Annotated in this window: 19 protein-coding genes; 6 read left to right on the top strand and 13 right to left on the bottom strand. The window is 47.1% G+C overall.

The genetic code is table 11. The features are described from left to right. Positions 1–533 precede the first annotated feature (533 nt). Positions 534–1,733, top strand: a complete 1,200-nt coding sequence (locus P6574_RS03580; protein ID WP_310619019.1) for a pyridoxal phosphate-dependent aminotransferase — start codon at positions 534–536, stop codon at positions 1,731–1,733. A 728-nt stretch (positions 1,734–2,461) separates the two neighbouring features. Here the strand turns inward: P6574_RS03580 and P6574_RS03585 are convergent. The 4 genes from P6574_RS03585 to P6574_RS03600 form a co-directional block, all read right to left on the bottom strand. Continuing rightward, a protein-coding gene (locus P6574_RS03585) for an IS630 family transposase (protein ID WP_310619020.1) occupies positions 2,462–3,420 on the bottom strand; the annotation gives its coding sequence in 2 pieces (ribosomal slippage) (positions 2,462–3,076 and positions 3,079–3,420; 957 coding nt in all). Positions 3,421–3,585: 165 nt separating this feature from the next. Then, positions 3,586–4,497, bottom strand: a complete 912-nt coding sequence (locus tag P6574_RS03590; RefSeq protein WP_310619021.1) for a LysR family transcriptional regulator — start codon at positions 4,495–4,497, stop codon at positions 3,586–3,588. A 26-nt stretch (positions 4,498–4,523) separates the two neighbouring features. After that, a complete protein-coding gene (gene trxB / locus P6574_RS03595) occupies positions 4,524–5,486 on the bottom strand; it encodes a thioredoxin-disulfide reductase (protein ID WP_310619022.1) in 963 nt (320 codons plus the stop codon). A 50-nt stretch (positions 5,487–5,536) separates the two neighbouring features. Beyond that, on the bottom strand, positions 5,537–6,490 hold the full coding sequence (locus tag P6574_RS03600; protein ID WP_310619023.1) for a mitochondrial fission ELM1 family protein: 954 nt from the start codon (positions 6,488–6,490) through the stop codon (positions 5,537–5,539). Positions 6,491–6,649: 159 nt separating this feature from the next. Between P6574_RS03600 and P6574_RS03605 the strand changes: the two genes are divergently transcribed. Further along, positions 6,650–7,132 (top strand): Lrp/AsnC family transcriptional regulator, encoded by a 483-nt coding sequence (locus P6574_RS03605; protein ID WP_310619024.1) that lies wholly within the window; start codon positions 6,650–6,652, stop codon positions 7,130–7,132. A 46-nt stretch (positions 7,133–7,178) separates the two neighbouring features. On the opposite strand, the gene P6574_RS03610 is transcribed toward P6574_RS03605, so the two are convergent. From P6574_RS03610 to P6574_RS03625, 4 genes are all read right to left on the bottom strand, one after another. Next, the gene (locus P6574_RS03610) at positions 7,179–8,519 is read right to left on the bottom strand and encodes a globin-coupled sensor protein (RefSeq protein ID WP_310619025.1); all 1,341 of its coding nucleotides are present in this window, start codon (positions 8,517–8,519) and stop codon (positions 7,179–7,181) included. 130 nt (positions 8,520–8,649) lie between these two features. Continuing rightward, a complete protein-coding gene (gene greA, locus P6574_RS03615) occupies positions 8,650–9,123 on the bottom strand; it encodes a transcription elongation factor GreA (protein ID WP_310619026.1) in 474 nt (157 codons plus the stop codon). A gap of 99 nt (positions 9,124–9,222) precedes the next feature. Next, a complete protein-coding gene (gene carB / locus P6574_RS03620; RefSeq protein WP_310619027.1) occupies positions 9,223–12,582 on the bottom strand; it encodes a carbamoyl-phosphate synthase large subunit in 3,360 nt (1,119 codons plus the stop codon). Between the two features lie 163 nt (positions 12,583–12,745). Continuing rightward, a complete protein-coding gene (locus P6574_RS03625; RefSeq protein WP_310619028.1) occupies positions 12,746–12,994 on the bottom strand; it encodes a helix-turn-helix domain-containing protein in 249 nt (82 codons plus the stop codon). Positions 12,995–13,684: 690 nt separating this feature from the next. Between P6574_RS03625 and P6574_RS03630 the strand changes: the two genes are divergently transcribed. Beyond that, positions 13,685–14,128, top strand: a complete 444-nt coding sequence (locus P6574_RS03630; protein ID WP_310619029.1) for a MerR family transcriptional regulator — start codon at positions 13,685–13,687, stop codon at positions 14,126–14,128. Positions 14,129–14,198: 70 nt separating this feature from the next. Here the strand turns inward: P6574_RS03630 and carA are convergent, their stop codons facing one another. Next, positions 14,199–15,392, bottom strand: coding sequence for a glutamine-hydrolyzing carbamoyl-phosphate synthase small subunit (carA, locus tag P6574_RS03635; RefSeq protein WP_310619030.1), 1,194 nt, complete (start codon positions 15,390–15,392; stop codon positions 14,199–14,201). 246 nt (positions 15,393–15,638) lie between these two features. Here carA and P6574_RS03640 point away from each other — a divergent pair, with 246 nt between their 5' ends. The 3 genes from P6574_RS03640 (at position 15,639) to rpoD (ending at position 20,766) form a co-directional block, all read left to right on the top strand. Then, the gene (locus P6574_RS03640) at positions 15,639–16,091 is read left to right on the top strand and encodes a GatB/YqeY domain-containing protein (protein WP_310619031.1); all 453 of its coding nucleotides are present in this window, start codon (positions 15,639–15,641) and stop codon (positions 16,089–16,091) included. A 113-nt stretch (positions 16,092–16,204) separates the two neighbouring features. Next, positions 16,205–18,166: a DNA primase gene (dnaG, locus tag P6574_RS03645; RefSeq protein WP_310619032.1), complete on the top strand. Its 1,962-nt coding sequence runs from the start codon at positions 16,205–16,207 to the stop codon at positions 18,164–18,166. Positions 18,167–18,657: 491 nt separating this feature from the next. After that, the gene (gene rpoD / locus P6574_RS03650) at positions 18,658–20,766 is read left to right on the top strand and encodes an RNA polymerase sigma factor RpoD (RefSeq protein WP_310619033.1); all 2,109 of its coding nucleotides are present in this window, start codon (positions 18,658–18,660) and stop codon (positions 20,764–20,766) included. A gap of 707 nt (positions 20,767–21,473) precedes the next feature. Here the strand turns inward: rpoD and msrP are convergent. The 4 genes from msrP to P6574_RS03670 form a co-directional block, all read right to left on the bottom strand. Continuing rightward, on the bottom strand, positions 21,474–22,445 hold the full coding sequence (gene msrP, locus P6574_RS03655) for a protein-methionine-sulfoxide reductase catalytic subunit MsrP (RefSeq protein WP_310619034.1): 972 nt from the start codon (positions 22,443–22,445) through the stop codon (positions 21,474–21,476). 239 nt (positions 22,446–22,684) lie between these two features. Further along, complete coding sequence (locus P6574_RS03660) at positions 22,685–23,335, bottom strand: OmpW/AlkL family protein (protein ID WP_310622098.1); 651 nt, start codon at positions 23,333–23,335, stop codon at positions 22,685–22,687. Positions 23,336–23,589: 254 nt separating this feature from the next. Next, a complete protein-coding gene (locus P6574_RS03665; protein WP_310619035.1) occupies positions 23,590–25,653 on the bottom strand; it encodes an elongation factor G in 2,064 nt (687 codons plus the stop codon). A gap of 203 nt (positions 25,654–25,856) precedes the next feature. Beyond that, the gene (locus tag P6574_RS03670; RefSeq protein ID WP_310619036.1) at positions 25,857–26,360 is read right to left on the bottom strand and encodes a DUF992 domain-containing protein; all 504 of its coding nucleotides are present in this window, start codon (positions 26,358–26,360) and stop codon (positions 25,857–25,859) included. Between the last annotated feature and the right edge of the window lie 192 nt (positions 26,361–26,552).

The raw sequence follows: 26,552 nt of genomic DNA on the forward strand, positions 1-26,552 counted from the left end.
GTAAACCTGTATTTATTGACGCAGTTAGGAGACACTAAAGAAACGAATTTCCTTCCCGAAGGCCAATAAACACTTACTATCTTTATTCGCATGTTTCCCCGTTATTATCACTAATTAAAACTCTATATCTAAAAAGCTGATAAAACCAATACGCTCGGCTTGTTTTTTCAGTAGCAAGCTAACTATTCTTCTTCAGATTGAACGGTACGATTCCTTTAATGATTTAGACTTTGATGCGGCGGGCCTGAGTGTTGTCGGTGAACATGGTGACCGTGTTTACCGACAACTCCTTACTCAAAGTGGCGCAGTTTTTAGAAGTTCTTTCTCAATAGAGCTTCTCCCTTGCTTTCCAGTTCAAAATATTCGGAGTTCCTGTTTGGGAATAATTCTAAGCATATAGAATAAACTATAAATGAGTGAATGGTGATACTTTAGAGAAAGTGTGTTGTTTTATCTTGCCTTAATGTACTTTGGGTTTTACGGTCCGGGCCGCAAATCTTTGCGCATTACACGCCGCGTTCATGGAGGGCACTATGGGTTTTATCGCCGACGCGCTATCACGAGTGAAACCATCTGCGACAATAGCTGTAACGAATAAGGCTCGCGAGCTGAAAGCCGCAGGGCGAGACGTTATTGGCTTGGGCGCTGGTGAGCCAGACTTCGATACACCTGAGAACATCAAAGCTGCTGCAATCAACGCCATCAATGAAGGCAAAACGAAATATACAGCAGTTGATGGTATTCCAGAGTTAAAGCAGGCAATCTGTGCCAAGTTCGAACGTGACAATGGCCTGAAATACGAGCCAAGTCAGATAACCGTTGGAACCGGTGGCAAGCAGGTTCTTTACAATGCTTTGATTGCGACCATTAATCCTGGTGATGAAGTGTTGATCCCAACACCTTACTGGGTGTCCTACCCGGACATGGTTCTGCTGGCGGGGGGAGAGCCCGTTATCGTTGAAGCGGATAAAAAAACATTCAAGATTACGCCACAGGCTCTTGAAGCTGCCATCACTCCCAAAACAAAATGGCTTATCTTTAACTCACCTTCAAACCCGTCTGGAGCGGCATATACAAAGGCGGAGTTGAAGGCGCTCACGGACGTTTTGGTTCGTCACCCGCATGTTTGGGTTATGACGGACGATATGTATGAACATCTGGTCTATGATAATTTTGAATTTACCACGCCCGCCCAAATCGAGCCCTCTCTCTATGAACGTACACTGACAGTAAACGGTGTTTCCAAGGCTTATTCTATGACAGGCTGGAGAATTGGCTATGCGGCCGGCCCCCAGCACTTGATTAAGGCGATGGCGAAGGTTCAGTCGCAATCAACTTCTAACCCGAGCTCGATCTCCCAGTGGGCTGCTGTGGAAGCTTTGAACGGAACACAGGATTTCATTCCGGAAAATAATGAGATCTTCAAAGGGCGACGTGATTTGGTTGTTTCTATGCTCAATCAGGCAACTGGTCTTGAATGCCCTGTACCTGAAGGAGCTTTCTATGCGTTTCCGTCTTGTGCAGGCACAATCGGCAAAACGTCGTCCTCAGGAAAGACGATTGAAACAGATCTCGACTTCTGTGCTGAATTGCTTGAGGAAGAGGGTGTCGCAGTCGTACCAGGGTCAGCGTTTGGTCTTGGTCCAAACTTCCGTGTCTCCTATGCAACCTCTACAGAGGCACTGGAAGAAGCGTGTACGCGTATTCAACGTTTCTGCGGTAACCTTCGTTAATTACATTATTTTCAATGTTCCCGCACAATTAATGTCCAGATAAAGTCAGTCACTGACGGAGGCCGAAATACCTTTGTCAGTTGACTTCCTCTCTCTATAAAATAAAGGGAGCTCTGAAGTAGAGCTTACCCCTCCCAGTCGTTGTGCTTTTAGAGGCTATATCTTTCTTGTCTCAAGAGCCTCAACAGTCCACTAACCTAAGTCTCAATTTGAAATAAACGAAAATAGGTCGCGAAGACCGCCAAGGTCTTGTTGGTTTGGATTATATGCAGAGTTTGGCGATTAACTTGTACTGAAGTGAAAAAGAAAAAACCGGACCTAGGGGAAGGTCCGGTAAGTAAAAAACTGATTAAACACCATATTAGATGCAATCACCTTCCAGAGGGGAACTGTTGACCTATGCAAAAGAGCTACGGGGAGGAGAGTAGTAGCGCCTTTATGATCAAAAGTTAATGTCTATATGATGGGCAAATGCTGCCTATGCAATAGGCAATGATTGCAATTCTGCTATGCGTTTGGCGAATGTCTGGTTAATTTTATATGTCTGAAAGCACAAAAGTGCTTCCTGTATTGTCTTTGTGAAATATCGTTGCTCGGTGATGTGCCTTAGGTACGAAAAGAATGAAACTACTTGAAGTAAGGACAGAATATTACTCTCCCAAAGATTTAAGCACTCAAGGTATTATAAGTTCCGTCAGAAAATTACTGTGCATTATAGTCTTGAGCCTTTATACTGAAACATATCCAGCTGCCTTGAAGTAATTCCAACACTCTTGGGGTGTGAACAGATCGCATATGTCACCCAGAGCCTTTATCAAGGTCTCAAAGGTTCTGGCTTTCATTCTGCGTAGGTGTGCTTTGAGCTTGGAAAACGCCATTTCGATAGGATTGAGATCAGGAGAATAGGGCGGCAGAAAAAGGAACCAACACCCGCTTTGTCTGAGGGCCCTTGCGGCTTCTGGAACTTTGTGTGTGGACAGGTTATCCAGAATGACCACCGTTTTAGGGTGCAAGCATGGAGCCAGTTGTGTCGTGATATAAGTGGTGAATGCCTTGCCATTCATGGCCCCGTCCAGAACCCAGGGCGCAATGAGTCCCTCGTGGGTCAAACCGGCGATAAAGGTCTGGTTCTGCCAGCGTCCAAACGGCGCTGTGTCAAGGGCTCGTTCCCCTTTAAAGGCTCGGCCTCGCAGCCGGGTTAAATTCGTTTTAACACTGGTTTCATCGAGAAACACCAGTCTCTCAGGCAGATCACGCATTATAGGCTGACGGGTGTGGCGCCATTCATCTCTGGCATTTTGTACATGGAGTTTGCCACGCTCGGTTGCCACCAACGATTTTTTTTATAGGTGTAGCCAAGACGGCGCAAAGCCTTGGAGACGGAAGTATGGTGAACCCTCACTCCCTCAGCCATGAAAAGTGCATCACATAACTCCATCAACGTGATATCTCCGTCTTGATTGACCAGCTCGCGCAAGAAGGAGAGGTAGGGCTCCAATTTTCCGCCTCCCTTTGGGCGCCCTGTCCTGACCGGGATTAAACTCTGCCCCTCCCGAACTTTACGGGCCAAGCGAGATCCTGATGCTGGAGAGATCAGCAGGCGGCGTGCTGCTTCACGCCCGCTCATCCCGGATAAAATGAGCCTTTTAAAGCGAAGGCGTAAATCAAGTGAAAGTGGCCGGCCCATGTGATCTCCTCCCTAAAAGGAGTGAATCACAAATCAACCTGATTGGGAATCCCCAATCGATTCAGCGTTGCGCCTCATTGCTTTAAAGCTGAGACTGAGTACTTTTCCAGAGATGTAAGTTTTGCCTTCAGGGGCGAAGACAAAACACTTGGCCCTATAGCTTTCTCAGTGTGTCCATCTTTCTGCATAGGATATCAGAAAATCTCTGAAAGCCGTAACACGTGCAGTATTCCTCAGCTCAGAGGGGTAGACGAAATAGGTGTCAAAGCTGGGTAGGTCATCTGATTCGACTGGCATCGCCCGCACAATTCCCGCATCCGGTTCCACCATGTAATCTGGAAGAATTGCAATTCCAATTCCCCTTTGAACCGCTTTTTTGATGCCTGATAGATTGTTGACTTTCACAGCAACATCGCGAACCTCACCTGCCGGTAGTCCCGCAGTTTCGAGCCAGTTCATAATGCGCAGATATGAAGGGATATTATCGCCAATCGTCACAATTCTGTGGTGGCAAAGGTCTTCAAGTGTTTTGGGAGTGCCATAGCGTTCCAGATACTTCGGTGAGGCATAAACATGGAAGTGAACGGCAAAGAGTTTTCGCTGAATTAAATCCGGCTGTGTTGGTTGTCGAAGACGTATTGCGACATCTGCTTCGCGCATGCTTAAATCAAGTTCATCATCCATGCAGATGACTTCCAACCTCATGTCTGGGTAAAGGTCAACGAACTCATTTATACGTTCAGTGAGCCATGTGGACCCCAATCCGACGGTTGTGGTTACACGAAGAGTACCTGTCGGTTTTTCCTTACTATCCGTGAGGCGGCTTTGTGCTGCTTCAAGTTTTTGCAGGACCTCCCGAGCTGTCCGAAACAGCATGTCACCTTGCTCTGTCGGGATGAGGCCGCGGGCGTGACGATGAAAGAGGGGAACACCAAGGTCGGTTTCAAGAGCGCTAACCTGCCTGCTTACTGCTGACTGGCTCATATTCAAGGCTTCTCCGGCATGGGTAAAACTGCCAGCCTGAGCTGCTGCATGAAAAATGCGTAGCTTATCCCAGTCCAATGATCGCCCGCTCATTTTTTTGGTGTTCCCTTATTGATGGCTTATTGAGCCGCTTTTTCAGTTACTTCTTGTGCCGCAAGAAATCGTTCAGCTTCCAAAGCTGCCATACATCCCATACCCGCAGCTGTTACAGCTTGTCTATACTGCTCATCAGTTACATCACCAGCAGCAAATACACCTTCTACAGATGTTTTTGTCGAGTCTGCCTCCGTCCAGATGTAACCGGAAGATTTCATTTCCAGTTGGTCTTTAAAGAGGGAAACTGCAGGAGCATGACCAATGGCAACAAAGACACCGTCTGTATTAAGAGTTTTTGATTCTCCTGTTTGTGTATCTGTCAAGCGTACGCCTGTGACTACAGCAGGGGCTTCAGTGCCAACTATCTCGTCAATTTTTGTGTTCCAAAGAACTTCAATTTTCTCATGCGAGAATAAGCGGTCCTGTAGAATTTTCTCTGCTCGCAAGCTATCGCGTCTATGAATAAGTGTAACTTTAGAAGCAAGGTTTGCGAGATAGAGAGCTTCTTCTACAGCAGTGTTACCACCACCAACGACGACAACCTCTTTGCCTCTATAGAAAAACCCATCACATGTTGCACAAGCTGAGACACCGCCAGCTTGGTATTTTTCTTCGGAAGGCAGGCCTAGCCATTTTGCTTGAGCTCCCGTGGCGATAACCAATGAATCGCAAGTGTAGTTAGTGCCACTATCGCCTTTCGCAGTAAATGGGCGCTTGGAAAGATCTACATCAACAATTGTATCATAAATAATTGTTGTACCAACATTTTCGGCTTGTTTTCGCATCTCCGCCATGAGCCATGGGCCTTGAATAGGATCTGCAAAGCCAGGGTAGTTTTCAACATCGGTCGTGATTGTTAGCTGTCCGCCTGCCTGCACACCAGTTACAAGTGTCGGAGACATCATGGCGCGGGCGCCGTAAATTGCAGCTGTGTATCCGGCTGGACCGGAACCAATGATTAGGAGCTTACTGTGTTTACTTGTCATAGATGTACTTTCAATTCCTCGAGAAGAAACTTTGGGAAAATTCTTTCACGTTAGGCTATTGCCTGTTCGTAGGCGGTTTGAATTGCATGAACAATTTGGGGAGTAGCATCAATCGGAGTGTAAGGGGCCCCGTTCATGGGACCTGGGAAAGGATGCAGGACGCCCATTTTAGTAAGTTCGTTCAGGAAATAATCGAACTTTTGGTGTCCACCATCAGGCTTAAAGCCATAGATTGGTTTGCCTGTAGAGGCTGCTTCCCCAACCATATTACTGGAATCCGTCGTCACAATAACTGCGTCAGCATTTGCAAGATATTGCAGCAGGGGATTCAAGCCGGTCCCATCCCATAGTAGATGTTTCCCACTGTTCGCTAGGCATTGCAATTGCTTTGAGAGGCTTTCAGGGGTTCGACGAGATGTGGTGATCATAAGACTATGTGTTTCACCTTGCAGTTTAAGGGCCTGCATGAGATCGCTAATATTGCGATCTGTAAAATTCGCATGCCTACCATTGCCACCAACTAATACAGCAAGTCTTGGTTTGTTTAAGGCGACAATCTCTGGAAGAGGCTTCCCTCTGGCTTCGGTCTGAGCAGTTTGGGAGAACCGGTGGGGCGATGTTAGTGTGGTTATAACGTTATCGCCTCTGAGCTTATCATGTTCACAAACCCAAATAAGATCTGCGGCACCCACTCCGTTTCGCGGATCCTTTAGTATTACTGTGAAAGTTTTCCCCCCCGAGAGTTGTTTAACTTTTCTCAAATAAGCTATAGAGCGTCGCCCTGACGCAATTGCAATGTCTGGATAGGGAGGTTTTATGGGACTGGTTGCAGCTGTAGGTTTGTCCTTTGGGTCAATGGGACCGTGCGGCATAGCCCATGCGAATATGGAACGAGGATTTACTCGCCGAATCTCAAAGGGTATTCCGAGTGCTTGGGCAACTGCGATGCATGGATACTCGTCTCCAGCTTTTCCGTCTGTTATTACCCACAGATATTGAGCCATTTTGTCCCGCCGCCTGCATCGATATTTCAAATAGCCTAAGTTTTTTTGGTATAATCACTCTAAGAGGAGCAATAAAGCAATGAATTGCTCAAACTGTGCAACAAAACAGAATTCTCTGAATTTTGTCCATAATATCCCAAGCTATAGAAGGAGACGAGCTTGAAAGCGCGTCTGGATTCAATTGACTGGCATATCCTGAAAGAACTCCAGCAGGATGGCCGAATTACAAATGTTGAACTTGCCCGGCGAGTAGGTATATCTGCTCCGCCGTGTTTAAGGAGAGTGCGCGCGCTGGAAGAAGCCGGTCTCATTCGCGGTTATCGCACCCTACTCGATGAAAAACAGCTCGGCTATGAGGTCACTGGCTTTGTGATGGTGGGGTTACATAACCAGACCGAAGCCGATCTATTAGCTTTTGAAGCGCAAGTGATGCAATGGAAACTCGTTAGAGAGAGTTATATTCTCTCTGGAGAGGTAGACTTTATATTGAAGTGCATTTCACCTGATCTGGAAACGTTTCAGAATTTCATTATTAAAGACGTGACATCTACACCTAATGTGGACACTGTCCGGACAGCATTATCCATTCGAAGGTGCAAGGATGAGCCGACGGTAGCTATCGCTGATCAGAATATCGCCTGATCAGCCTTAAGGGTGCCGGCGCTTAGTCTTCGCGCCGGCTCGGATTTTACGCAGCGCGTATGAGATTGAAAAATTGTTCGATTTCTTTTTGTATGACTTTCATCTGCTCGATTAATTTCTCGGTGTCACAGACTGTTGCATCTACTGCATTATTTGCTGACTGAGTGTGTCTTAATATCTCAGCAATTTCAAAGGTTGTTCCTGAAGCATTTTGCGAAGCACTTTGAATACTATTTGAGATCTCATTTGTTGCTGCCTCTTGCTCTTCAATCGCGCCAGCTATAGAGGATGCGTTTTCGCTGACATCAGCTATTTTGGAGCCAATGGAAGAGATCTCTCTAACGCATTTTTCTGTTTCCTGCTGAATTGCGGTGATCTTTGAAGCAATTTCGTCCGTTGCTTTTCCTGTTTGGCTGGCCAGTTCCTTAACCTCAGTTGCGACCACTGCGAAACCTTTGCCAGCATCCCCTGCTCGAGCCGCTTCAATTGTTGCGTTGAGGGCAAGTAAGTTGGTTTGTTCTGCAATCGCGCTGATCAGTTCTGTAACAGCACCAATCTCATTAGCAGCTTCTTGGAGGTTTATTACCGTGCTGTTTGCTTTTTCTGCATCCTTGGAAACTTGCTTGACAGTGTCTGCTGAACGATGAATTTGCACTCCAATCTCAGCAACACTTACGGACATTTGTTCTACTGAGGCAGCTCCACTTTGCACGTTTAATGCAGTTTCTTCGGCGGATTTATTTGCTGACTGTGCCGAGGTTTTATTGTTCTGCGAAGCACTTTTCAAGCTGGTAGTGTTTGTTTCGAGACTTCCATTAAGGGCATGAGAATTTTGAAGACATTTTAGAATACGATCCTCAAAGTTGGAAATTGCCTCTTCTCGATTTCTAATTCGCTGTTCCCGCTCTTCAAGAAAGACTGCTTCATAAGCACCCACAGCGAATGCGGCATCAAGTAATATAACTTTCTGAATGGCAACTAATGCAGAAGTAAGCCTGCTAGAAGACCATCTGTGTTTTTTAATAATAACTGTAGTTATTTTATTTAGTATGAAGTTGTATCCACCAACATACCAGTCTGGAGATAGGCCGATTTGAACATGTGCACGGCCAATTCTTTCAATATTTTGTAGGTAGTCTCGTCCAAACTCTCCGGAGAATAGCAATTCCCAGTGCTTGGACTGTGCAGACTTCAATCTGTCCGTTACACCTTGTACAGCAGTGGCAAGTTTGGGTGTAATTTCGATGTAATCGTAGAAATCATCAAGAATTTTGGGAAGGGCACTTTTCACAGTCGGCCAAAGTGCATAAATTTCTTTTTTTACATTAATATCTATTTGATAGTAATGTAATATTTCATCAATATTCTCTGCTTTTCCAACGCTCACGCTTACTACCTCTTGATACATATTGGGGAAACATATCTTGAGACCTGTATCGGGAAAGAAAGTTAACGGAAGGTTTTTAAGATTTTAAAATGCCGCCTTTAAACGGCATTTTATTTTTTAAAATTATACTTTATATGAATTGAACTTTGATCACTTCATAGGCATGGGTGCCGCCAGGAGTTGTTACCTCGACACTATCTCCTATAGATTTACCAATTAGAGCTCGGGCAATTGGAGAGGAAATGGATATTTTACCCTTACTGACGTCAGCTTCAACATCGCCAACGATTTTGTAGGTCTTCTCTTCCTCAGTATCCTCATCAATCATTGTTACCGTGGCACCAAACTTAATTGTGTCACCATCAAGTTTTGAAAGGTCAATGACCTCAGCGCGGCCGAGCTTGTCTTCAAGCTCACTAATGCGCCCCTCATTATGGCTCTGCTGTTCTTTTGCCGCATGATACTCGGCGTTCTCTGAAAGATCGCCATGGGCACGGGCTTCAGAGATGGCAGCAATGATACGCGGACGTTCGACGGAGGTACGATTCTTCAGCTCTTCCGTGAGCATCGCGTATCCTTCTGTCGTCATTGGTACCTTTTCCATGACACCTACACCTTTCCTGTGTTGCGAGAATATTTATTTTGTCTGCGCAACAAAAAATCGACCGGGTGAGTTTTCTCACCCGGACATCAAAAATAATAATTAGAAATAAGACTGTAGAGGTCTTACTTCAAGATCACCAGCCTTATAAGCCGCAATCGCTCTGGCTACAGCGGCAGCTCCCGCTAAAGTCGTGTAATAGGGAACTTTATTCATCAAAGCTGCTTGGCGGAGTGAGCGACTGTCGGACAAGGCCTGAGCGCCTTCAGTTGTGTTTATTACCAAATGCACTTCACCATTCTTGATAACATCAACGATATGCGGGCGACCTTCAAGGACCTTGTTTACCTTTGAACAGGCAATCCCTAAGTTTTCCAAATATCTTTGAGTTCCAGATGTACCAATAATATTAAAGCCTGATGCGATGAGATGTTTAACTGACGAAACCACCTTTTCTTTATCGGCATCTTTTACAGAGACAAAAGCGGTGCCTGCCACCGGTATTCTAGTTCCAGCTGAAAGTTGGGACTTGGCGAATGCCAGTGCAAAGTCAGTATCCAGTCCCATGACTTCACCGGTAGAGCGCATTTCCGGACCTAGTATGGTATCAACGCCGGGGAAGCGGGCAAATGGAAATACTGCTTCCTTTACTGCGATGTGAGAGCTTTCAACCTTCTTTAAGTTAAAGCTGGATAGTTTCTCTCCAGCCATAATGCGAGAAGCAATTTTTGCGATAGGCTGGCCGATTGTTTTGGCAACAAACGGGACAGTCCGTGAAGCGCGCGGGTTGACCTCCAAGACATAAATACGGTCGTCTTTTATCGCGAACTGAACATTCATTAGGCCAACAACATTCAAAGCCAAGGCAAGCTTTTTGGCTTGGCTTTCAAGCTCTTCAATTGTCTTTTCAGGAAGGGAGTAGGCTGGCAAAGTACAAGCGCTGTCACCAGAGTGAATACCTGCTTCTTCAATATGCTCCATAATCCCTGCGATATAGACCTCTTCTCCATCGCACAGGGCATCCACATCAACCTCGGTTGCTCCATCTAGGTACCGGTCAAATAGGAGAGGGTTTGTGCCTAGCAGAGTATTAATTTGCCCTGTTTTGTCGTTAGGGTACTTTATGCGAATTTCGTGAGGTACCAACTCCGGTAGAGTGCCAAGCAGGTACGAGTTGAGAGATTCTTCATCTCTAATGATCTGCATAGCACGGCCACCAAGAACATAAGAGGGACGTACAACGAGTGGCAAGCCCAACTGATTTGCAATAAGCCTCCCTTGTTCCACGGAATAGGCAATGCCATTTTCTGGTTGAGTAAGGTCAACTTTGTGTAGAAGACGCTGGAACCTGTCCCGATCTTCTGCAAGGTCAATCATATCAGGTGATGTGCCAAGTATAGGAATACCCGCATCTACAAGTGCTTGCGCTAGGCTAAGAGGGGTCTGCCCACCAAATTGAACAATAACACCTTTCAAGTTGCCTTTGGATTGCTCTAGTTTCAAAATTTCTAGAACGTCTTCATTGGTAAGAGGTTCGAAATACAGCCTATCGGATGTATCATAGTCTGTAGAAACTGTTTCTGGGTTGCAGTTGACCATGATGGTTTCATAGCCGGCATCATTCAGTGCGAAAGCCGCGTGACAGCAGCAGTAATCAAACTCGATACCTTGACCAATCCGGTTGGGCCCACCCCCAAGAATGACGATTTTGTCTTTTTCGCTTGGTTTGGCTTCACAATTATCTAGGTCTGCGATTGGCGTTTCATAGGTTGAGTACATATAGGCAGTTGGAGAAGAAAACTCAGCAGCGCATGTATCAATGCGCTTGTAAACTGGTTTTACGCCAAGCTCGTTGCGCTCTTTGGTAACAGCCTCTTCGGACATGCCTGTTAGGGTAGCAATTCTACGATCGGAAAACCCAAGTGATTTTACATGACGAAGTGCTTTTGTATTGGTGGGGAGGCCATGCTTGGTAAGCTTCTCCTCCATTTGGATTATCGATTGCAACTGTTCAAGGAACCAGGGGTCAATTTTACAAATTGAATGGATTTCTTCCGGTGAGGTGCCTAAGCGAAGTGTTTGGGCCACATTTAGCAGCCGGGTAGGTGTTGGAATGGCCAGCGCTTTACGAATAGCGTTGTGGTCATCTCCTTGGCCCAAGCCATCAATCTCCACTGGATCAAGTCCTGATAATCCAGTTTCCAGCCCGCGAAGGGCTTTTTGTAAACTCTCGGCAAAGGTACGGCCAATGGCCATGACTTCACCGACAGACTTCATTGCGGTTGTTAGATTTGGCTGAGATCCGGGAAATTTTTCGAAAGCAAAACGTGGGATCTTCGTGACCACGTAGTCAATTGTTGGCTCAAAGGAAGCAGGGGTTGCTCCACCTGTAATGTCATTTTCCAGCTCATCTAGCGTATAGCCTATCGCCAATTTCGCAGCGATTTTAGCGATAGGGAAGCCTGTAGCTTTTGAAGCAAGAGCGGATGAGCGAGAGACACGCGGGTTCATTTCAATAACCACAAGACGCCCAGTGTCAGGGTTTACTGCAAACTGAACGTTTGACCCGCCAGTTTCTACTCCGATCTCACGAAGGACTGCAATGGAAGCGTCCCTCATGATTTGATACTCTTTATCTGTAAGAGTTAGAGCCGGAGCAACAGTTATAGAGTCTCCTGTATGGACACCCATTGGATCAATATTTTCGATGGAGCAAATGATAATGCAGTTGTCCGCTGTATCACGAACGACTTCCATTTCGTACTCTTTCCAGCCGAGAAGACTCTCGTCAATGAGAACTTGACCGTTTGGAGATGCATCAATGCCTGAGCGAACGATTTGTTCGTACTCTTCGCGGTTATAGGCTACGCCACCGCCTGTGCCGCCTAAGGTAAAGGCTGGTCTAATAATCGCCGGAAGGCCGATTTCATCAACCTTTTTCATTGCTGAAGCTACACCGGTAATACGGTCGTATCCTGTGATTTTACCATTCTCATCGTAAATCGCAGGAGAGCTTGCTATAGCGGCTCTCGGATTCTCCAATCCGATTTTATCCATAGCTGCGCGGAACTTTTCCCGGTCTTCAGCTTTATCAATGACGTCCGCTCGAGCACCAATCATTTCCACATTGTACTTTGACAGTGTACCGCGTTCTTCCAGAGCAAGGGCACAGTTCAATGCAGTTTGCCCACCCATGGTTGGAAGTATCGCATCCGGACGCTCCTTAGCGATAATTTTTTCGACAATATCAGGCTCAATTGGCTCGATGTATGTCGCGTCCGCTAGATCCGGGTCAGTCATGATAGTTGCCGGATTGGAGTTCACCAAGATTATTCGGAAGCCCTCTTCTCGCAGCGCTTTGCAGGCCTGTGTTCCTGAATAATCAAATTCACAGGCTTGGCCAATCACAATGGGGCCAGCCCCGATGATAAGAATAGATTGGATGTCGTTGCGTTTTGGCATAGTGGCTCGCAGGTGCTAGTCGTCCATAACGGTCTTGCACCCAAAAAAGATGCAAGGTCGGAATTCATATAAAACTGTTTTTGCTGAGCGCGTTTTATATTCAATTATTTAGCGCGGGGAAAGGGGAGATAAGGGTGTTTTTAGAATATTGAAGCACTTTAATTTATTCAGATGCTATTTTGTCAGGATTTTGAACTAGTTTTGTGATTTTTTCTCCATTAAAATCGTCAATTCCTAAAGAAATAGCAAAGCATGCAAGTCGGACTGCCTTCGGTATTTCAATTGGTTTTTTATTTTTCTCACCCTTTTCATAGTACTGAATCATACGTTTCTTGAGGCCTAGAGCTTCAGCGGCTTCTTTTTGTTTAAGGCTATGAGCACGCCGCCAAGCTTTGAATTGTTTAGGTGTCACTGTAACCTCCAAATCTGACAGGGTTTTGCAAAAAACTTATATAATGTGCGAGGTATAACAATTGTATTGAGGTGAAGCTAGCAGAGTAACCCAAGATGACGATATACTCTCGGAGTGATTTTTCTTTTGAAATGTTGAATATTTATATTCCTTAGTTGGAGTATTTTAAAATTGTTTTAGTGAGTTGAAGATAGAAGAAAAGCTGTGGGAAACAGTGGTAGAGTTTAAACCTAAGGGTTTCTCGTGCTTCGTTTTTTAAAGGCTTGAAAGTATTATTTTGTTTTAATTTTGTGCATTTATCTAACTGGAAATTTTAACTTTCCATAGTGAGATCTATTTGCTGATATTGAACGATAATTTACAACATTAGTTTTGATCTTTTTCGTAAGTCTATTCTTTTCTTTCATTTTGTGGCATCTAATAGTTTCGAAGCGTGATTTCGTTTTTGTTGAAGTCACCGTTTCATAATAGCTCTTAGCTGAACTTAATTAATGCCTTCCTAGCCATGCAATTAATGTTGGAGAAGGCGAGTGGGGAAGTAAGGCGGAGTAGAAAAGAAGAAACTTCGACCATTTGGGAAAGACTTGAGTTCGTTTCGGGGGATGTGTTTGGGCTGTTCGGGTGGGGAACTGCATCAACAAATCAAGAGCTTTCTTATGTGGGATGGGTAAACCACCGGGCAAAGTGGAAATGAATAATATTTCTAGAGAGTTAAGTCTGACACCAGATATTGCGGGTCCAATAAGTGACAACGAAACAGAAGGGCAACTTCTGACGATTTCTGAGATGTCGGAGTTATTTGGCGTAACTTTGAGAACATTGCGGTTCTATGAGGAGAAGGGCCTTTTAAATCCTGTAAGAAAAGGCGCGCGGCGCTACTATAGGGAAAGAGATATCGGCAGAATGCGTGTAATTCTGCAAGCAAAAAAGATTGGCCTTACACTGGTAGAGGTTCGGCGGATTATAAAGCTTGTTGAAGGGGAAACTCCTCGCGGCGAACAGCTTAAAGAATTAAGCGTAATTTGCGATGCTCAGGAACAGTTGTTGAAAGAGCAGGAACAGGCGATACAAGAACAAATTAGTGAAGTTAGAAACGTTGCAACTGCTTTGCGAGAACTGCACTCTGCGGCTTAGGTTTTCTTGAATCCAATTAAAATAACCCACCTTGTTTGGTGGGTTATTTTCGTTTGCCCGATAGAAAACGCTAAGCAGTTGCCACTGCGGATTTTTGCTCTTTGATGAGATCAATAAAACGCTTGAAAAGATAGTGACTATCTCTTGGTCCTGGAGAAGATTCGGGATGGTATTGAACTGAAAATGCAGGTTTGTTTTTCACTTTCAATCCACAGTTCGAATTATCAAATAAGGAGATATGCGTCTCTTCGACGGTTTCCGGCAGGGATTTGGAATCGACTGCGAAGCCGTGGTTCATTGATGTGATTTCGACTTTATCCGTAGTGAAGTCCCGAACAGGGTGGTTTGCACCGTGGTGCCCTTGGTGCATCTTTACAGTATTTGCTCCCATAGCCAGAGCGAGCATTTGATGTCCCAAACAAATTCCAAAAATTGGGATATTTTGTTCTAGGAGCTTTTGTATCGTTGGTACTGCATACTCTCCAGTAGCCGCAGGGTCTCCTGGGCCATTAGAAAGAAAAATTCCATCAGGTTTAAGGGAGAGGATATCTTCAGATGTTGTGTGAGCAGGCACGATTGTGACACGGCAACCTGCATCAGCTAGCAGGCGTAATATGTTTTTCTTTATGCCGAAGTCTAATGCGACGACATGGTACTCAGCAGCCTCCTGCTTGTGATAGCCTTTATCCCATTCCCAAGTTTTCTCATCCCAACTATAGGGCTGATTAGTGGTCACATTCTTCGCTAGATCAGTACCTTCTAAACCCACCAAGCTCTTTGCTTGTTTTTTAAGGGCTTCAATATCAAAGTTACCTTCAGGGTCATGGCATATAACCCCGTTAGGCATACCTTTTTCTCGGATTAAGGCAGTTAATGCTCTCGTGTCGATGCCAGTTATTCCGATGATATTTCTGCTTTTCAGCCAAGTGTCCAAGTGAACCCTGGATCGGTAGTTTGAGGGCTGAGTAATATCTGCTCGTAAGACTGTGCCACAGGCACCGGAGGACGATTTTTCACTTACTGTTTCAATGTCTTCGTCGTTCGCACCAACATTGCCTATGTGAGGGAACGTAAAGGTGATAATTTGCCCAGCATAAGAGGGGTCTGTTAAGATTTCCTCATATCCCGTGACTGCTGTGTTAAAGCACACTTCTCCTGGGGTGGAGCCTGTTGCTCCGATTCCCATACCTTCAATGGTAGTTCCGTCAGCTAGTACGAGAAGGGCGGTGGCGGGGGATTGTGCCCATGCATCTGCACTTGTCATGTCTTACTTTCTTGATACGGTTGATGACATCATGCGCCTATCCACTACACTCTAGGGGTTGACTTTACCGCGTAGCAGTCGCATCAAGGCTGGCAATCTAGGAGAAGGGACCTATCTGGTCAATATCATCAGTGCATAAATACATTGGCTTTTCGGCTCAATAACTACAAATAAGATTTTTGAAGCTCCTTTGCTGGAGCGATGGTATAAGAATAGATGGTAAATTCGGACGAGGGTCCCTCGCTAATGGTACGTGAAAAGCTCTCAGAAGCATTGAAAGATGCACTCAGTAAGGGTGATAAGAAACGCGCAGCCACTTTGCGGTTAATTTGCACTGCAATTATGGATCGTGAGGCGTCTGCTCGCGAGCAAGGGCGAGACGGAATTCTGGAAGAGGAAGTTCTGGATTTGCTACGCACTATGCTGGATCAACGTGATCTTGAGTGCCAGAATTGTGAGGAAACTCTGGCGGCACAAGAACGCGAAGAGATGAAAATGATCCGCGAGTTTATGCCAGCGCAGCTGAACGATTATGAGATGAGACTTGTGTGCAGCAATGTTGTTGAGTCGGTGCAGGCGAAAGGGTTGCGGGACATGGGGCGATGCATGAACGAGTTAAAGCAGCGCTACCCTGGGCAGATGGATTTTGCCAAAGCAAGCTGCGTCGTCAAAGATCTGCTACAATCCGCATCCCTCTAGAGCTATTTTTTCCTTCTTGTAAAGATATCCCCTAAAACTAATAATTGCTTTAAACTAAGCGCAGATTGCCGTGGTTGGTTATTGGCTTGGGTTCTAGAGCTTAAGAGAGATTTATGCGTTTCAGCCCTCAACTGCTTGACGATATTCGAAATCGCTTGCCTTTATCGGACGTTGTTGCTCAACGGGTGACTTGGGATCGCCGTAAGTCTCAGCCTGGTAAGGGAGATTATTGGGCTTGCTGCCCCTTTCATCAGGAAAAAAGCCCTAGTTTTCACGTGGATGATCGGCGCAACCGATATAAGTGCTTCGGGTGTGGAGAATCTGGTGATCATTTCAAGTTTCTTTCCGAGACAGAGGGGCTTTCCTTTCCTGAATCTGTTGAGCAATTGGCCGGAATGGCGGGTGTGTCGCTACCAGCTCCAGATCCACAAGCTGCACGGAAGCAGGAGAAGAGGGCAAGTCTGGGGGATATTTGCGAATTGGCCTCCCAGTTTTTTCAAAGTCACTTCAATGGAGAACTGGGCCGTGCGGCTCGTGAGTACGCTTTAAAGCGTGGGCTTAAACCTGAAACCCTTAAGGAATTTCAGTTCGGTTTTGCGCCTGCAGGTAGAGATACCCTGAAACAGGCCCTTGCTGGCAGAGGGATTTCCGAAAGTGATATGGTTGAGGCTGGTCTTTTGATTAAGCCTGACAACGGGCGTCCGTCCTATGACCGGTTTCGCAACCGGTTGATGATACCGATCCATGATTCCCGTGGACGCACCGTTGCATTTGGTGGGCGCATTATGGACCCAGAGGGGCAGCCTAAGTATCTGAACTCTCCTGAAACGCCTGTGTTCCATAAAGGAACGATGCTCTTTAATGCGCACAGGGCAAGGCAACCTGCATTTGAATCGCGACAAGCGGTTGTTGTTGAAGGCTACATGGATGCGATAATGGTCTGGCAGGCGGGAGTTAAGGGGGTTGTTGCCAGCCTTGGAACCGCATTTACAGAAGACCAGATCTTGCACATGTGGAAGTTCTCAGACGAGCCCATTGTCTGTTTTGATGGAGATGCTGCTGGTTTGTCTGCAGCTTATCGCGCCGTTGACCGTGTCCTGCCAGTTTTGGCAAACGGGAAGTCATTTCAGTTTGCTTTACTGCCGGATGGCAAGGACCCCGATGATTTAATCCATCAAAGCGGTGTTCAGGGGTTCAAAACTGTATTGGAGAAAGCCCTCCCTTTGTCTTCAATGGTTTGGGAGAGGGAAACACGGCAGGCAAGAATCGATACGCCGGAGCGTAAAGCGGCTCTAGAGAAGGCTATTGATGATTTAGTTGGAACGATTCGCGACGAGCGTATTCGAAAAGTCTATCAACGGGATCTACGGGTTCGCCTCTCCAACTTGTTTTTTGAGGAAACTCGAAGAGCTCGCAAGCAATACGGAGCCGGGCAAAAACGCGGGTTTAATGATAAAGGTGGCGATGACGTATTTGCTATTGCTTCCAATCGAGTGGATGCGCCTGAAACGAGGCTTTTTGGTACTGAACGGACCTTTTGTGCTCTGTGTCTTGCTTACCCTGATTTGTTTGATCGCAACTTTGAACGTGTCTCCCGCCTAAAGTTTACCAACGAATTGCACCGGGGCTTCATTGGTGAATTATGCCGGATTTCAACAGACCTTGCGGAAGTTTCTGTGACCAGTTTCTTTGGCAGTTTGGATGAGAGATTCTTTAGAATTCTCAACGAAGTGCTGTCGTTGGAAAAGGGAAGTGACTCGCAATCTACGGCTTCTGGAGTTCAGCGCTGGGCGGAGTTGAAACACCGCTTGCCACTTTTGCAGTTCGATCCTCCAGAGGACTTTATAGAAAGTATCTTCCTCCATTTTCTAGATATTCTTGAACTGCAAGGCCTTGAGCAAGAGCTGAACAATGAGTTGGAAAATGCCGATGAAAGTCTGGATGAGGCGGGTTGGCAACGTATTCAGGCAATGACAAAGGATCTATCTCGCAGACGTGAAGAATGTACAAGGGAAGAGCAAAGTCTGGCGGAACGTGGGCGCAAAATGCGATTGAATAAGGTGGCGTCCCATTAATTGAAACAAGGGAATTTGATCTGCTTCGGTTTCTGATAGGTTACTAATAAGTGCATAATTGGGTCCTTCATGTGTTTTCCCCCCAGTTTTCGGGAAAAAACAATTGATTTTTGATGGGATTTTCATGTTCGCTCTTGCGAATCGAGCAGATAGGGCTACATACACTAAATCGAACAGCTCATATGGGCGCCCGTCGGCACACGCTGCCATAAAGAGGCGATATCAGATTTTAGAGAATGTAGCTGTTGATACCCTAAAACCAAAGGTCTTCAGGCCTAACCCCACTTTTGCGTCCTGATGTAGGGCGCTTTATTGTCTTGGCCTAAAAAAACTGCTGGAAAAACATTAGGGTTAAGTGAGGATTAAGAGACTTTGCAGTAACTCTCAAGGTCAGGAAAAGTTGTGGTTTAAAAGAGGGGAGGCCTTCTTTTATATCCCTACTGTAACGTAATGCCGCCGGCAAAGACTGGCTGGCGACTTTGGAGCAAAATATGGCGACGAAGGCGACTCAAGCTGAAGATACGCAGGAACCGGCAGGCGCAGACGGGCAAGATGGTCCTCTGCTGGATTTGTCGGTCGCCGCCGTCAAAAAGATGATCAAAACTGCGAAAAAACGCGGTTATGTGACTTATGACGAGCTAAATGAAGTGCTTCCGCCAGAACAGGTGAGTTCTGAGCAAATTGAAGACACCATGTCCCTTCTATCGGAGATGGGTATTAACGTGGTGGAGGCCGAAGAGGCCGAGGAAGCTAAAGAAGAAGAAGAAGGCAAGCCTGAAGAGGTTGGCGGTGAACTCGTAGCAGCTAGCAGCACAGCAGTTACAAAAACGACAACCGCCAAAGAGCCTACAGACCGTACAGATGACCCTGTGCGCATGTACCTTCGCGAAATGGGTTCAGTTGAACTTCTTTCCCGTGAAGGCGAGATTGCGATTGCAAAGCGCATTGAGGCCGGCCGTGAGGCCATGATCTCTGGGCTTTGTGAAAGCCCCTTGACCTTTCAGGCGATCATCATTTGGCGTGAAGAGCTGAATGAAGGACGCGTGCTTCTGCGCGATATTATCGACCTTGATGCGACCTATGCTGGCCCTGATGGCAAAGCAGGTCCGACTGCCGATGAATTGGCAGAGCAGGAAGAGGCCGGTGAGGGCGAAGTCCCTGATTCTGTTCGCGAACGCGAAAAAGAAGAGCGCAAGACAAAGGCCGAGGCTGAAAAGGCTAAGGAAGGCGGAGCTGCTGCTGCTGCACCTTCTGCGGCAGGCGCTGCGGCCGGTGATACGGCTGTTGGTGAAGCTCCTGTTGAAGACGACGACGATGACGAATACGAGGCAAATGTCTCTCTCTCCGTAATGGAGTTTGAGCTGAAGCCTAAGGTCGTTGAAACCTTTGATCGGATTGCGGAAGACTATAAGAAGCTGCGCAAGCTTCAGGACCAGCTAGTTGAAAACAAGCTGGCCAACAAGACGCTTTCTCCTTCGCAGGAGCGGCGCTACAAGAAACTTAAAGAAGATATTATTCTTGAAGTTAAGTCCTTGTCATTGAATGCTAATCGTATTGAAGCGCTGGTACACCAGCTCTACGATATCAATAAGCGTTTGATGGGATATGAAGGACGCTTGTTGCGTTTGGCCGACAGTCATGGCGTGAACCGCGCTGACTTCATCAAGCATTATCAGGGCAATGAGCTAGATCCGAACTGGATTCGTAAAATTGCCAACCTTTCTGGTCGTGGTTGGAAAAAATTCGTGACGAATGACGGAGATATGATCCGTGAACTTCGTCATGAAATTCAAACACTTGCCACAGAAACAGGCTTGGAGATCTCCGAATTCCGCCAGCTTGTTTCCATGGTTCAGAAAGGCGAGCGTGAAGCGCGTATCGCGAAAAAGGAAATGGTGGAAGCGAACCTGCGTCTCGTTATCTCCATTGCCAAGAAATACACAAACCGTGGCTTGCAGTTCCTTGACCTTATTCAGGAAGGCAACATCGGCTTGATGAAGGCCGTTGATAAGTTTGAATATCGCCGCGGTTACAAGTTCTCGACCTATGCAACATGGTGGATCAGGCAGGCGATTACCCGCTCCATAGCGGATCAGGCCCGTACCATCCGTATTCCAGTGCATATGATTGAAACAATTAATAAAATCGTACGTACATCTCGTCAGATGCTCCATGAAATTGGTCGCGAGCCAACTCCGGAAGAGCTTTCTGAAAAGCTGCAGATGCCGCTTGAGAAAGTGCGTAAGGTCTTGAAAATTGCCAAGGAACCTATCTCCCTTGAAACACCGATTGGTGACGAGGAAGACAGTCACCTTGGGGACTTCATCGAGGATAAAAACGCGATTCTGCCAATTGATGCAGCTATTCAGGCGAACCTGCGCGAAACCACTACACGGGTGCTGGCATCGCTAACCCCTCGTGAAGAAAGGGTTTTGCGTATGCGCTTTGGTATCGGCATGAACACCGACCACACCTTGGAAGAGGTTGGTCAGCAGTTCTCCGTGACCCGTGAACGTATCCGCCAGATCGAGGCGAAAGCTCTGCGTAAGCTGAAGCATCCGTCCAGATCACGTAAGCTTCGTTCGTTCTTGGACAGCTAGTTATCCCCTTTGATAACGAGAAAAGGCCGGTTCTGAAAAGGACTGGCCTTTTTGCTTTAAGTCACTGAATTTATGAGATAAAATAAATAAAATGTACACTTGTTCAGGTGTTCGCAAAATGCCGCTATTTGTGCTCTGACTGTCCGTTTCTGTGTGAAACTTGTGTTCAGTTGCAACAGTTCAAGTGATTCCCCATTGCGCAACCCGAGTATGTTTAGCAATCAAAAATCTCTAGTTAATTGGTAGGTCATTACACCCGTTTCACGCCGAGATATAATTGGGCAATCTTCCTCTTAGCCTGGAGTTTGGCATGTTTGAAGTAAAGAGGGCGGCATTGATTCTGGGAGCGTGTGCATTATTGGCACTATACGGGGAAATCTCGTTTGCAGTTACGGGTGGCAGCAAAAGTATAGGAACGGCTTTACAGCCGGATGTGGTTATCTCGGTAATGGATTGAGCACGCTCGCGTTCAATTGTATCCTTGCTTCGCTCTCTAACCTATTTATTTTGAGTGAGTTCTTGTCTTTTGATTGAAACTAAACAAACGGAACATGCTGCTACAGCAGTGAGATGTTTCATTGAAACACTTCACTGATGTGAGCTGTTGTTTTTCGCAGGTCTCAATCCGAAAACAGGTCCCCATATTTCGGCGATACGCTGTAGAATATGTGGGTTCAGGTTCGCCCGCATGTATTGTGGATTTACATTTATCGGTACAATTCGACGCCCGTCATGTTCCTGTAAAGTCCAGCCACCTGCTCTCCATAGCCATTAAAAATTCTGGTCGGGACGCGTTCATCCGAACCCAATAGTCGCTCGGTTTTCTGGGACCATCTGGGGTGAGGGACATCCGGGTTTACGTTGGCCCAAAAACCGTATTCACCTGGAGCCACATCATTCCAGAATGTCTTGGGCTGTTCGCTTGTGAAGCTGATGCGTACGATGGATTTGATGGATTTGAAACCATACTTCCATGGAATGGCAAGGCGAAGGGGTGCACCGAACTGTTTGAGAAGAGGTTTTCCATATATACCGGTTGCTATGAAGGCCAGATCGTTGGTTGCCTCAGCCAATGTCAAGCCTTCCGTATAGGGCCATGGATACCAGAACTGGCGCTGGCCGGAAGCAATTTTGGGATCTTCAAACGTCTGGAACCGTACGTATTTCGCTGAGGATAAAGGGGAGGCCAGTGCAACCAGCTGGGAGAGGGGGAAGCCGGTCCACGGAACTGTCATGGCCCATGCCTCAACGCAGCGGTGGCGGTAGATACGCTCTTCCAGCTGTACCTTCTTGAGAAGGTCGTCGAACTCGAGAACCTGAGGGTTTTCCACTTCCCCATCCAGCTTGATGGACCAAGGGGTTGTTTGCAGAGCTTGGGCGGCTTTGTAGATTTGTTTGTGCGAGCCGAACTCGTAGAAATTATTGTAAATAGACGAAACAGATTCCGGCGTCATGGGCCGCTTGACTGTGAAGTCAGTGTTTCTTTTGGCTGGATACAAGGATTGTCCCAGCTGATCAGTTGTTGCCGCCAGTGCTATGGTTGGTGCAGCATTGGCTATCAGTGTTGCAGCTCCAAGAAACCCGAGGGATTTTAAAATACCACGGCGGTTCATAAATACATCTTCCGGTGTAACTTCTCGCTCGGGAAGTTCCCAGCTTCTTGGATGTATTTGATTCATTATGTCCTCCCTGATATCCCGTTCATTTTTTTTACAGGGAGTCTTTGATAAATTGCAAATCAACCATGAGTGAACGTAAAACTAGAGCGTGTTCCGTTTGGTTGAATTCAATCAAACGGAACGAATTCATTCAAAATAAAGAAGTTGGTGCGTGATGCGTGAATGCTGATGAGCGTGACGGACCTGATATCTTGCCAATACAAGGGAAGGGTGCTGAATCCGGAGGTTTTAGGGAGGTGTTAGAAGCGGTAGGTTAATCCAGCGCCGATGAGCCAAGGGTTGAGGTCGGCTCTGCCTTTGAGCCTGTCGCCAGCAACGACCACATGAAAGTCCGGCTCCAGAAACAGCTTTTTAACATCCAGATTTATGCCCCAGTGGTCTTCAATCATATAATCAAAACCGACCTGCAAAGCACCGCCAAACGTGTTGTCGATGTCCAGACTATCCGCGCTATCGCCGGATTGGCTGTAAAAGATGGTGTAATTTACCCCAGCCCCCACATAGGGCTTGAAATCACCAAAATTTGTTAAGTGATATTGTAAGGTAAGCGTTGGCGGCAGGACCCACGCACTGCCGATTTCGTCCAGTGCCCGAATGGTTCCTCTGCCGTAAACCTTGGCTTTTGTTGTGCCCAAAATAAGCTCGGCGGCAATATTCTCGGTGAAGTAGTAGGTGATATCTAATTCAGGGATTACTGTATCTGAAAAGGACAGGTCCGAGCCGCTGATCGCATTCACATGGCCGCTGTTTTCCAGAACAACCCCGAGGGCGCGCACACGGATTTGCCATGGGCTATAAGCCGGTTGCTCAACCACCTCCTGAGATAAGTCAGCAGCCACTGTATGATGAAGCGGGACCAAGATTGTTGTGGTGGCCATAAGGCCCATCATCCATTTCAAGCTCACCTCCACCTTCAGGAGAAAATAGGTAAGCTACAATTACCATGATCAGCGGGAAGGGAAATTGGAGCAAAAGGACGGGGTAATTTTGCGGTCGAGAAGAGTACTCGGTTTCTGCAATGGGTTTGTGAACCCACCTCCCTGATTGTTAAGGGAGGCGGGGACGTGAGGTTTAGAGCACGCTGCGTTCATTTAAACTCGCGCCTCGTGCTCTAATTTTTGGACCCAATCAAACGGAGCTCGCTTTAGGCTGCTTGACTGCGCTTGCTTTCGACCACTTGGTCCGCCGCCTTTCCGGATAACTCGGAGAGGTGATCAAACTTGAGGGTGAACGTTGCAACACCTGCAGTGGCGGAGCGCAGCTCCACAATCAGGTTGTTCAGTTCGCCATCAGGGATAAAGGCTTCCACCTCATCCCAGCCTTCCCAGCCCTCGCGTGCATCAAAGCCCAGAATTTGCCCGCGCCTTCCGGAAAGAATGCCGTTAATCCGCGCCGTGGTGTCTGATGGACATTGAACGGCAATCTTGGAGATGGGTTCCAACAGTACGGGTGAACATTGGCTCAGCCCATCGCGCATCCCCAAAATGGCGGCCATGCGGAAGGCCTGATCGGAGCTGTCCACAGAGTGGTAGGAGCCATCTGTCAATGTCACAGCAACATCTACAACGGGAAAGCCCAAGGGGCCTTTTTGCAAGGCTTCTTTGACGCCTTCGCCAACAGAGGGGATATACTGTTTGGGAACGACCCCGCCGCTGATCGTGTCATTGAACAGATTACCTTCTCCCCGTGGCATGGGCTTGATATCAAGCACCACATCACCGAACTGGCCGTGTCCGCCGCTTTGTTTACGGTGGCGGGAGCGCTGTTCGGTGGAGGAGCGGATGGTCTCCTTGTACGCCACTTCCGGCGTGAAGCGTGTTACATCCAGACCATATTTACTTTGCAACTTCTCCAAAGCGACCCGCAGATGCATTTCACCTTGTCCGCCAAGCAGTGTCTCTCCGGATTCTTGCAGGTTGATAATCTGAAGGGAAGGGTCTTCCTCGCTCAGCTTGTTCAGTGCATTGGACAAACGAACATCGTCCTTCTGATGCACGGTTTTCAAGCCGGTGATCAGGACAGGGTAGGGTATTTTTGCCAGCGGAATTTGCTTTTTAGGCTTGGTACCAATACCCAGTGTTGTACCCGTGCTCACATCCTCCAGTTTTCCAAGGGCTACCAGATCACCAACCACGGCCTGAGTTATTTTCTTTTGCTTGCTGCCTTGCAAGAAGGAGAGCGAAGCGGGCCGGTGTTCGGTTCCATCGGCACTGCACAACATGTCTCCTTCTTTGAGCACTCCGGACAGAACCCTGCCGATGGAAAGCTTGCCGCCGTGCTCGGTATGGTAGGTTTTTAGAATCTGGAGGGTTCCGCATAAGTCATAGTCCATTGCAAGCCGCTCACAAGTTGCGGAATATTGCGGCGCTTCATGGCGCAGGGCTTTCCAGAGCCGCCTGATGCCATTTCCTTTTTCCGCGCTGCCAATAAATACAGGGCAGATTTCTCCCTTTTGCATCTCGTGGACCAGATCGTCGAAGACCAGTTCATCATTGGGCGCAATGTCTTCCAGAAGCTGCTCCATGAGGATATCATCATGGTCTGCCAAGTGCTCCAGCATGGAGTATCGTGCGCTGACTTCCCTGCTGCTTTCTCCATCAGGGATCTGGATTGTCTTGCTGGGTTTGCCCTCTTGATAGACAAAAGCTCTTTCCAGCGCCAGATCAATAAACCCTGTGGCGATACCGTTTTTCCAGATGGGAATTTGCCTGAGAACCAGCGGGACAGAAGAGGCCGGCTGCAGAGCGTGAAGGGTTTCGCGGATTCTTTTGTTGGTTCGGTCAATCTTATTCAGGAACAGCGCTCTTGGAATACCTTTGTCTTCAATTGTTTTGAGAATAACCTGAAGGGCCGGAATTTTTTTTTCGTCCGGTTCGGCAACGACAATGGCCATGTCGACCCCGTCGAGGACGTTATTTTGTTCATTGAGAAATTCGATGGAGCCCGGTGTGTCTATGAAATGAAAAGTGTCCCCCTTGTACTGGCAGTGTGCGATATTGGCTTCCACGCTCATGGCGTGATCTCTCGCCTCTCTTGAGCTATCGCCCACAGTGGAACCTGCGGTGACATTTCCTTGTCTGAGCAATGCCCCCGCTCGAGCCAGTAACGCTTCCAGCACTGTTGTCTTGCCACTGGCAAAAGGGCCCACAATGGCAATACAACGGGGGCTTACCCTGCCTCCGGCGTCTCCAACGTTTTTCTCTCCCATAATCGAATCTCCAATTTGTTTTCGGAGGTCGATACGTGGCATCACGCTGTATGGTTAAAGGGCGTGATTTGACAACGCACCTTCCTCTATCCTTTTCGGAACAGGTGCATGGTCGCAAGAAAAACGTGTAGATGGCAAGAAGAAAAACCACGGCAGAGATTTACGTGACACTCCGCCGCAATTGTACAACCATACCGAGTTATTTACGGAGCGGCTTTCAGGGTCAGGTTGGTGACGCCAAGTGTGAGGTTGACCCCTTTTTGCCCCTGAATACTAAGGGGTTGAAGTGAAATGGCTTTGCCTAAGCCGCCGACCAAGATATTGGCTTGACCACCAACACCGGCAGTTGCTCCCGCTGAAACTCCAGAGTAGGAACCGGCCAGTGCTCCGGGTTGAACATTTCTGGATGGTGCCAGAACTCCCCAGACCAGTGTTCCTGATTTTATAGTACCCACATCCAGACCATAGCTGTTTATGGACCCAGAATAGCGTTCGGTTTTTCCGTCTCCGCCTTTGAAGTGGCAAGCAAGGGTATGACTGGACCCAACTATGAAGTTCGAGCCCCCTTCAATCTTGCAGGACAGGCTGCCTGCCTTGACGCCTGCTTTCTTTGTGCTCTCGGTAGAGGCCTTGTCTGTCTGGGCGTGTGCTGCCCCTCCTATGAGAAGTAATGTGAGACAAGTTGCGAGGGCTGCGGTACGCTTCATGGTTGATCTCCCTGTCAGTTTTCACAGTGCCTAAGGAAAACCAACAAAAACCTGAGCGCTTGTCAAAACGTGGAGACAACTAGAGTCAATCAAAAGAAAATGCTTATACGGGTGATTGTTTGTTTCACTTAATATGAGGGTACTAAAATCCAATAAGCAACTAGGGAAAATTGACGATGTAGTAGGCTTGCG

Source organism: Pseudovibrio sp. M1P-2-3, from assembly GCF_031501865.1.
GTDB classification, from domain to species: Bacteria; Pseudomonadota; Alphaproteobacteria; order Rhizobiales; family Stappiaceae; genus Pseudovibrio; species Pseudovibrio corallicola.

Bases quoted from the DNA above. Each gene is read 5' to 3' on its own strand.
- P6574_RS03670 (WP_310619036.1), bottom strand. From the start codon at position 26,360: ATGAAGCGTACCGCAGCCCTCGCAACTTGTCTCACATTACTTCTCATA.
- P6574_RS03580 (WP_310619019.1), top strand. From the start codon at position 534: ATGGGTTTTATCGCCGACGCGCTATCACGAGTGAAACCATCTGCGACA.
- P6574_RS03600 (WP_310619023.1), bottom strand. From the start codon at position 6,490: ATGGCTCAATATCTGTGGGTAATAACAGACGGAAAAGCTGGAGACGAG.
- dnaG (WP_310619032.1), top strand. From the start codon at position 16,205: ATGCGTTTCAGCCCTCAACTGCTTGACGATATTCGAAATCGCTTGCCT.
- greA (WP_310619026.1), bottom strand. From the start codon at position 9,123: ATGGAAAAGGTACCAATGACGACAGAAGGATACGCGATGCTCACGGAA.
- P6574_RS03630 (WP_310619029.1), top strand. From the start codon at position 13,685: ATGAATAATATTTCTAGAGAGTTAAGTCTGACACCAGATATTGCGGGT.
- P6574_RS03640 (WP_310619031.1), top strand. From the start codon at position 15,639: ATGGTACGTGAAAAGCTCTCAGAAGCATTGAAAGATGCACTCAGTAAG.
- P6574_RS03665 (WP_310619035.1), bottom strand. From the start codon at position 25,653: ATGGGAGAGAAAAACGTTGGAGACGCCGGAGGCAGGGTAAGCCCCCGT.
- trxB (WP_310619022.1), bottom strand. From the start codon at position 5,486: ATGACAAGTAAACACAGTAAGCTCCTAATCATTGGTTCCGGTCCAGCC.
- carB (WP_310619027.1), bottom strand. From the start codon at position 12,582: ATGCCAAAACGCAACGACATCCAATCTATTCTTATCATCGGGGCTGGC.
- rpoD (WP_310619033.1), top strand. From the start codon at position 18,658: ATGGCGACGAAGGCGACTCAAGCTGAAGATACGCAGGAACCGGCAGGC.
- P6574_RS03660 (WP_310622098.1), bottom strand. From the start codon at position 23,335: ATGATGGGCCTTATGGCCACCACAACAATCTTGGTCCCGCTTCATCAT.
- P6574_RS03590 (WP_310619021.1), bottom strand. From the start codon at position 4,497: ATGAGCGGGCGATCATTGGACTGGGATAAGCTACGCATTTTTCATGCA.
- msrP (WP_310619034.1), bottom strand. From the start codon at position 22,445: ATGAATCAAATACATCCAAGAAGCTGGGAACTTCCCGAGCGAGAAGTT.
- carA (WP_310619030.1), bottom strand. From the start codon at position 15,392: ATGACAAGTGCAGATGCATGGGCACAATCCCCCGCCACCGCCCTTCTC.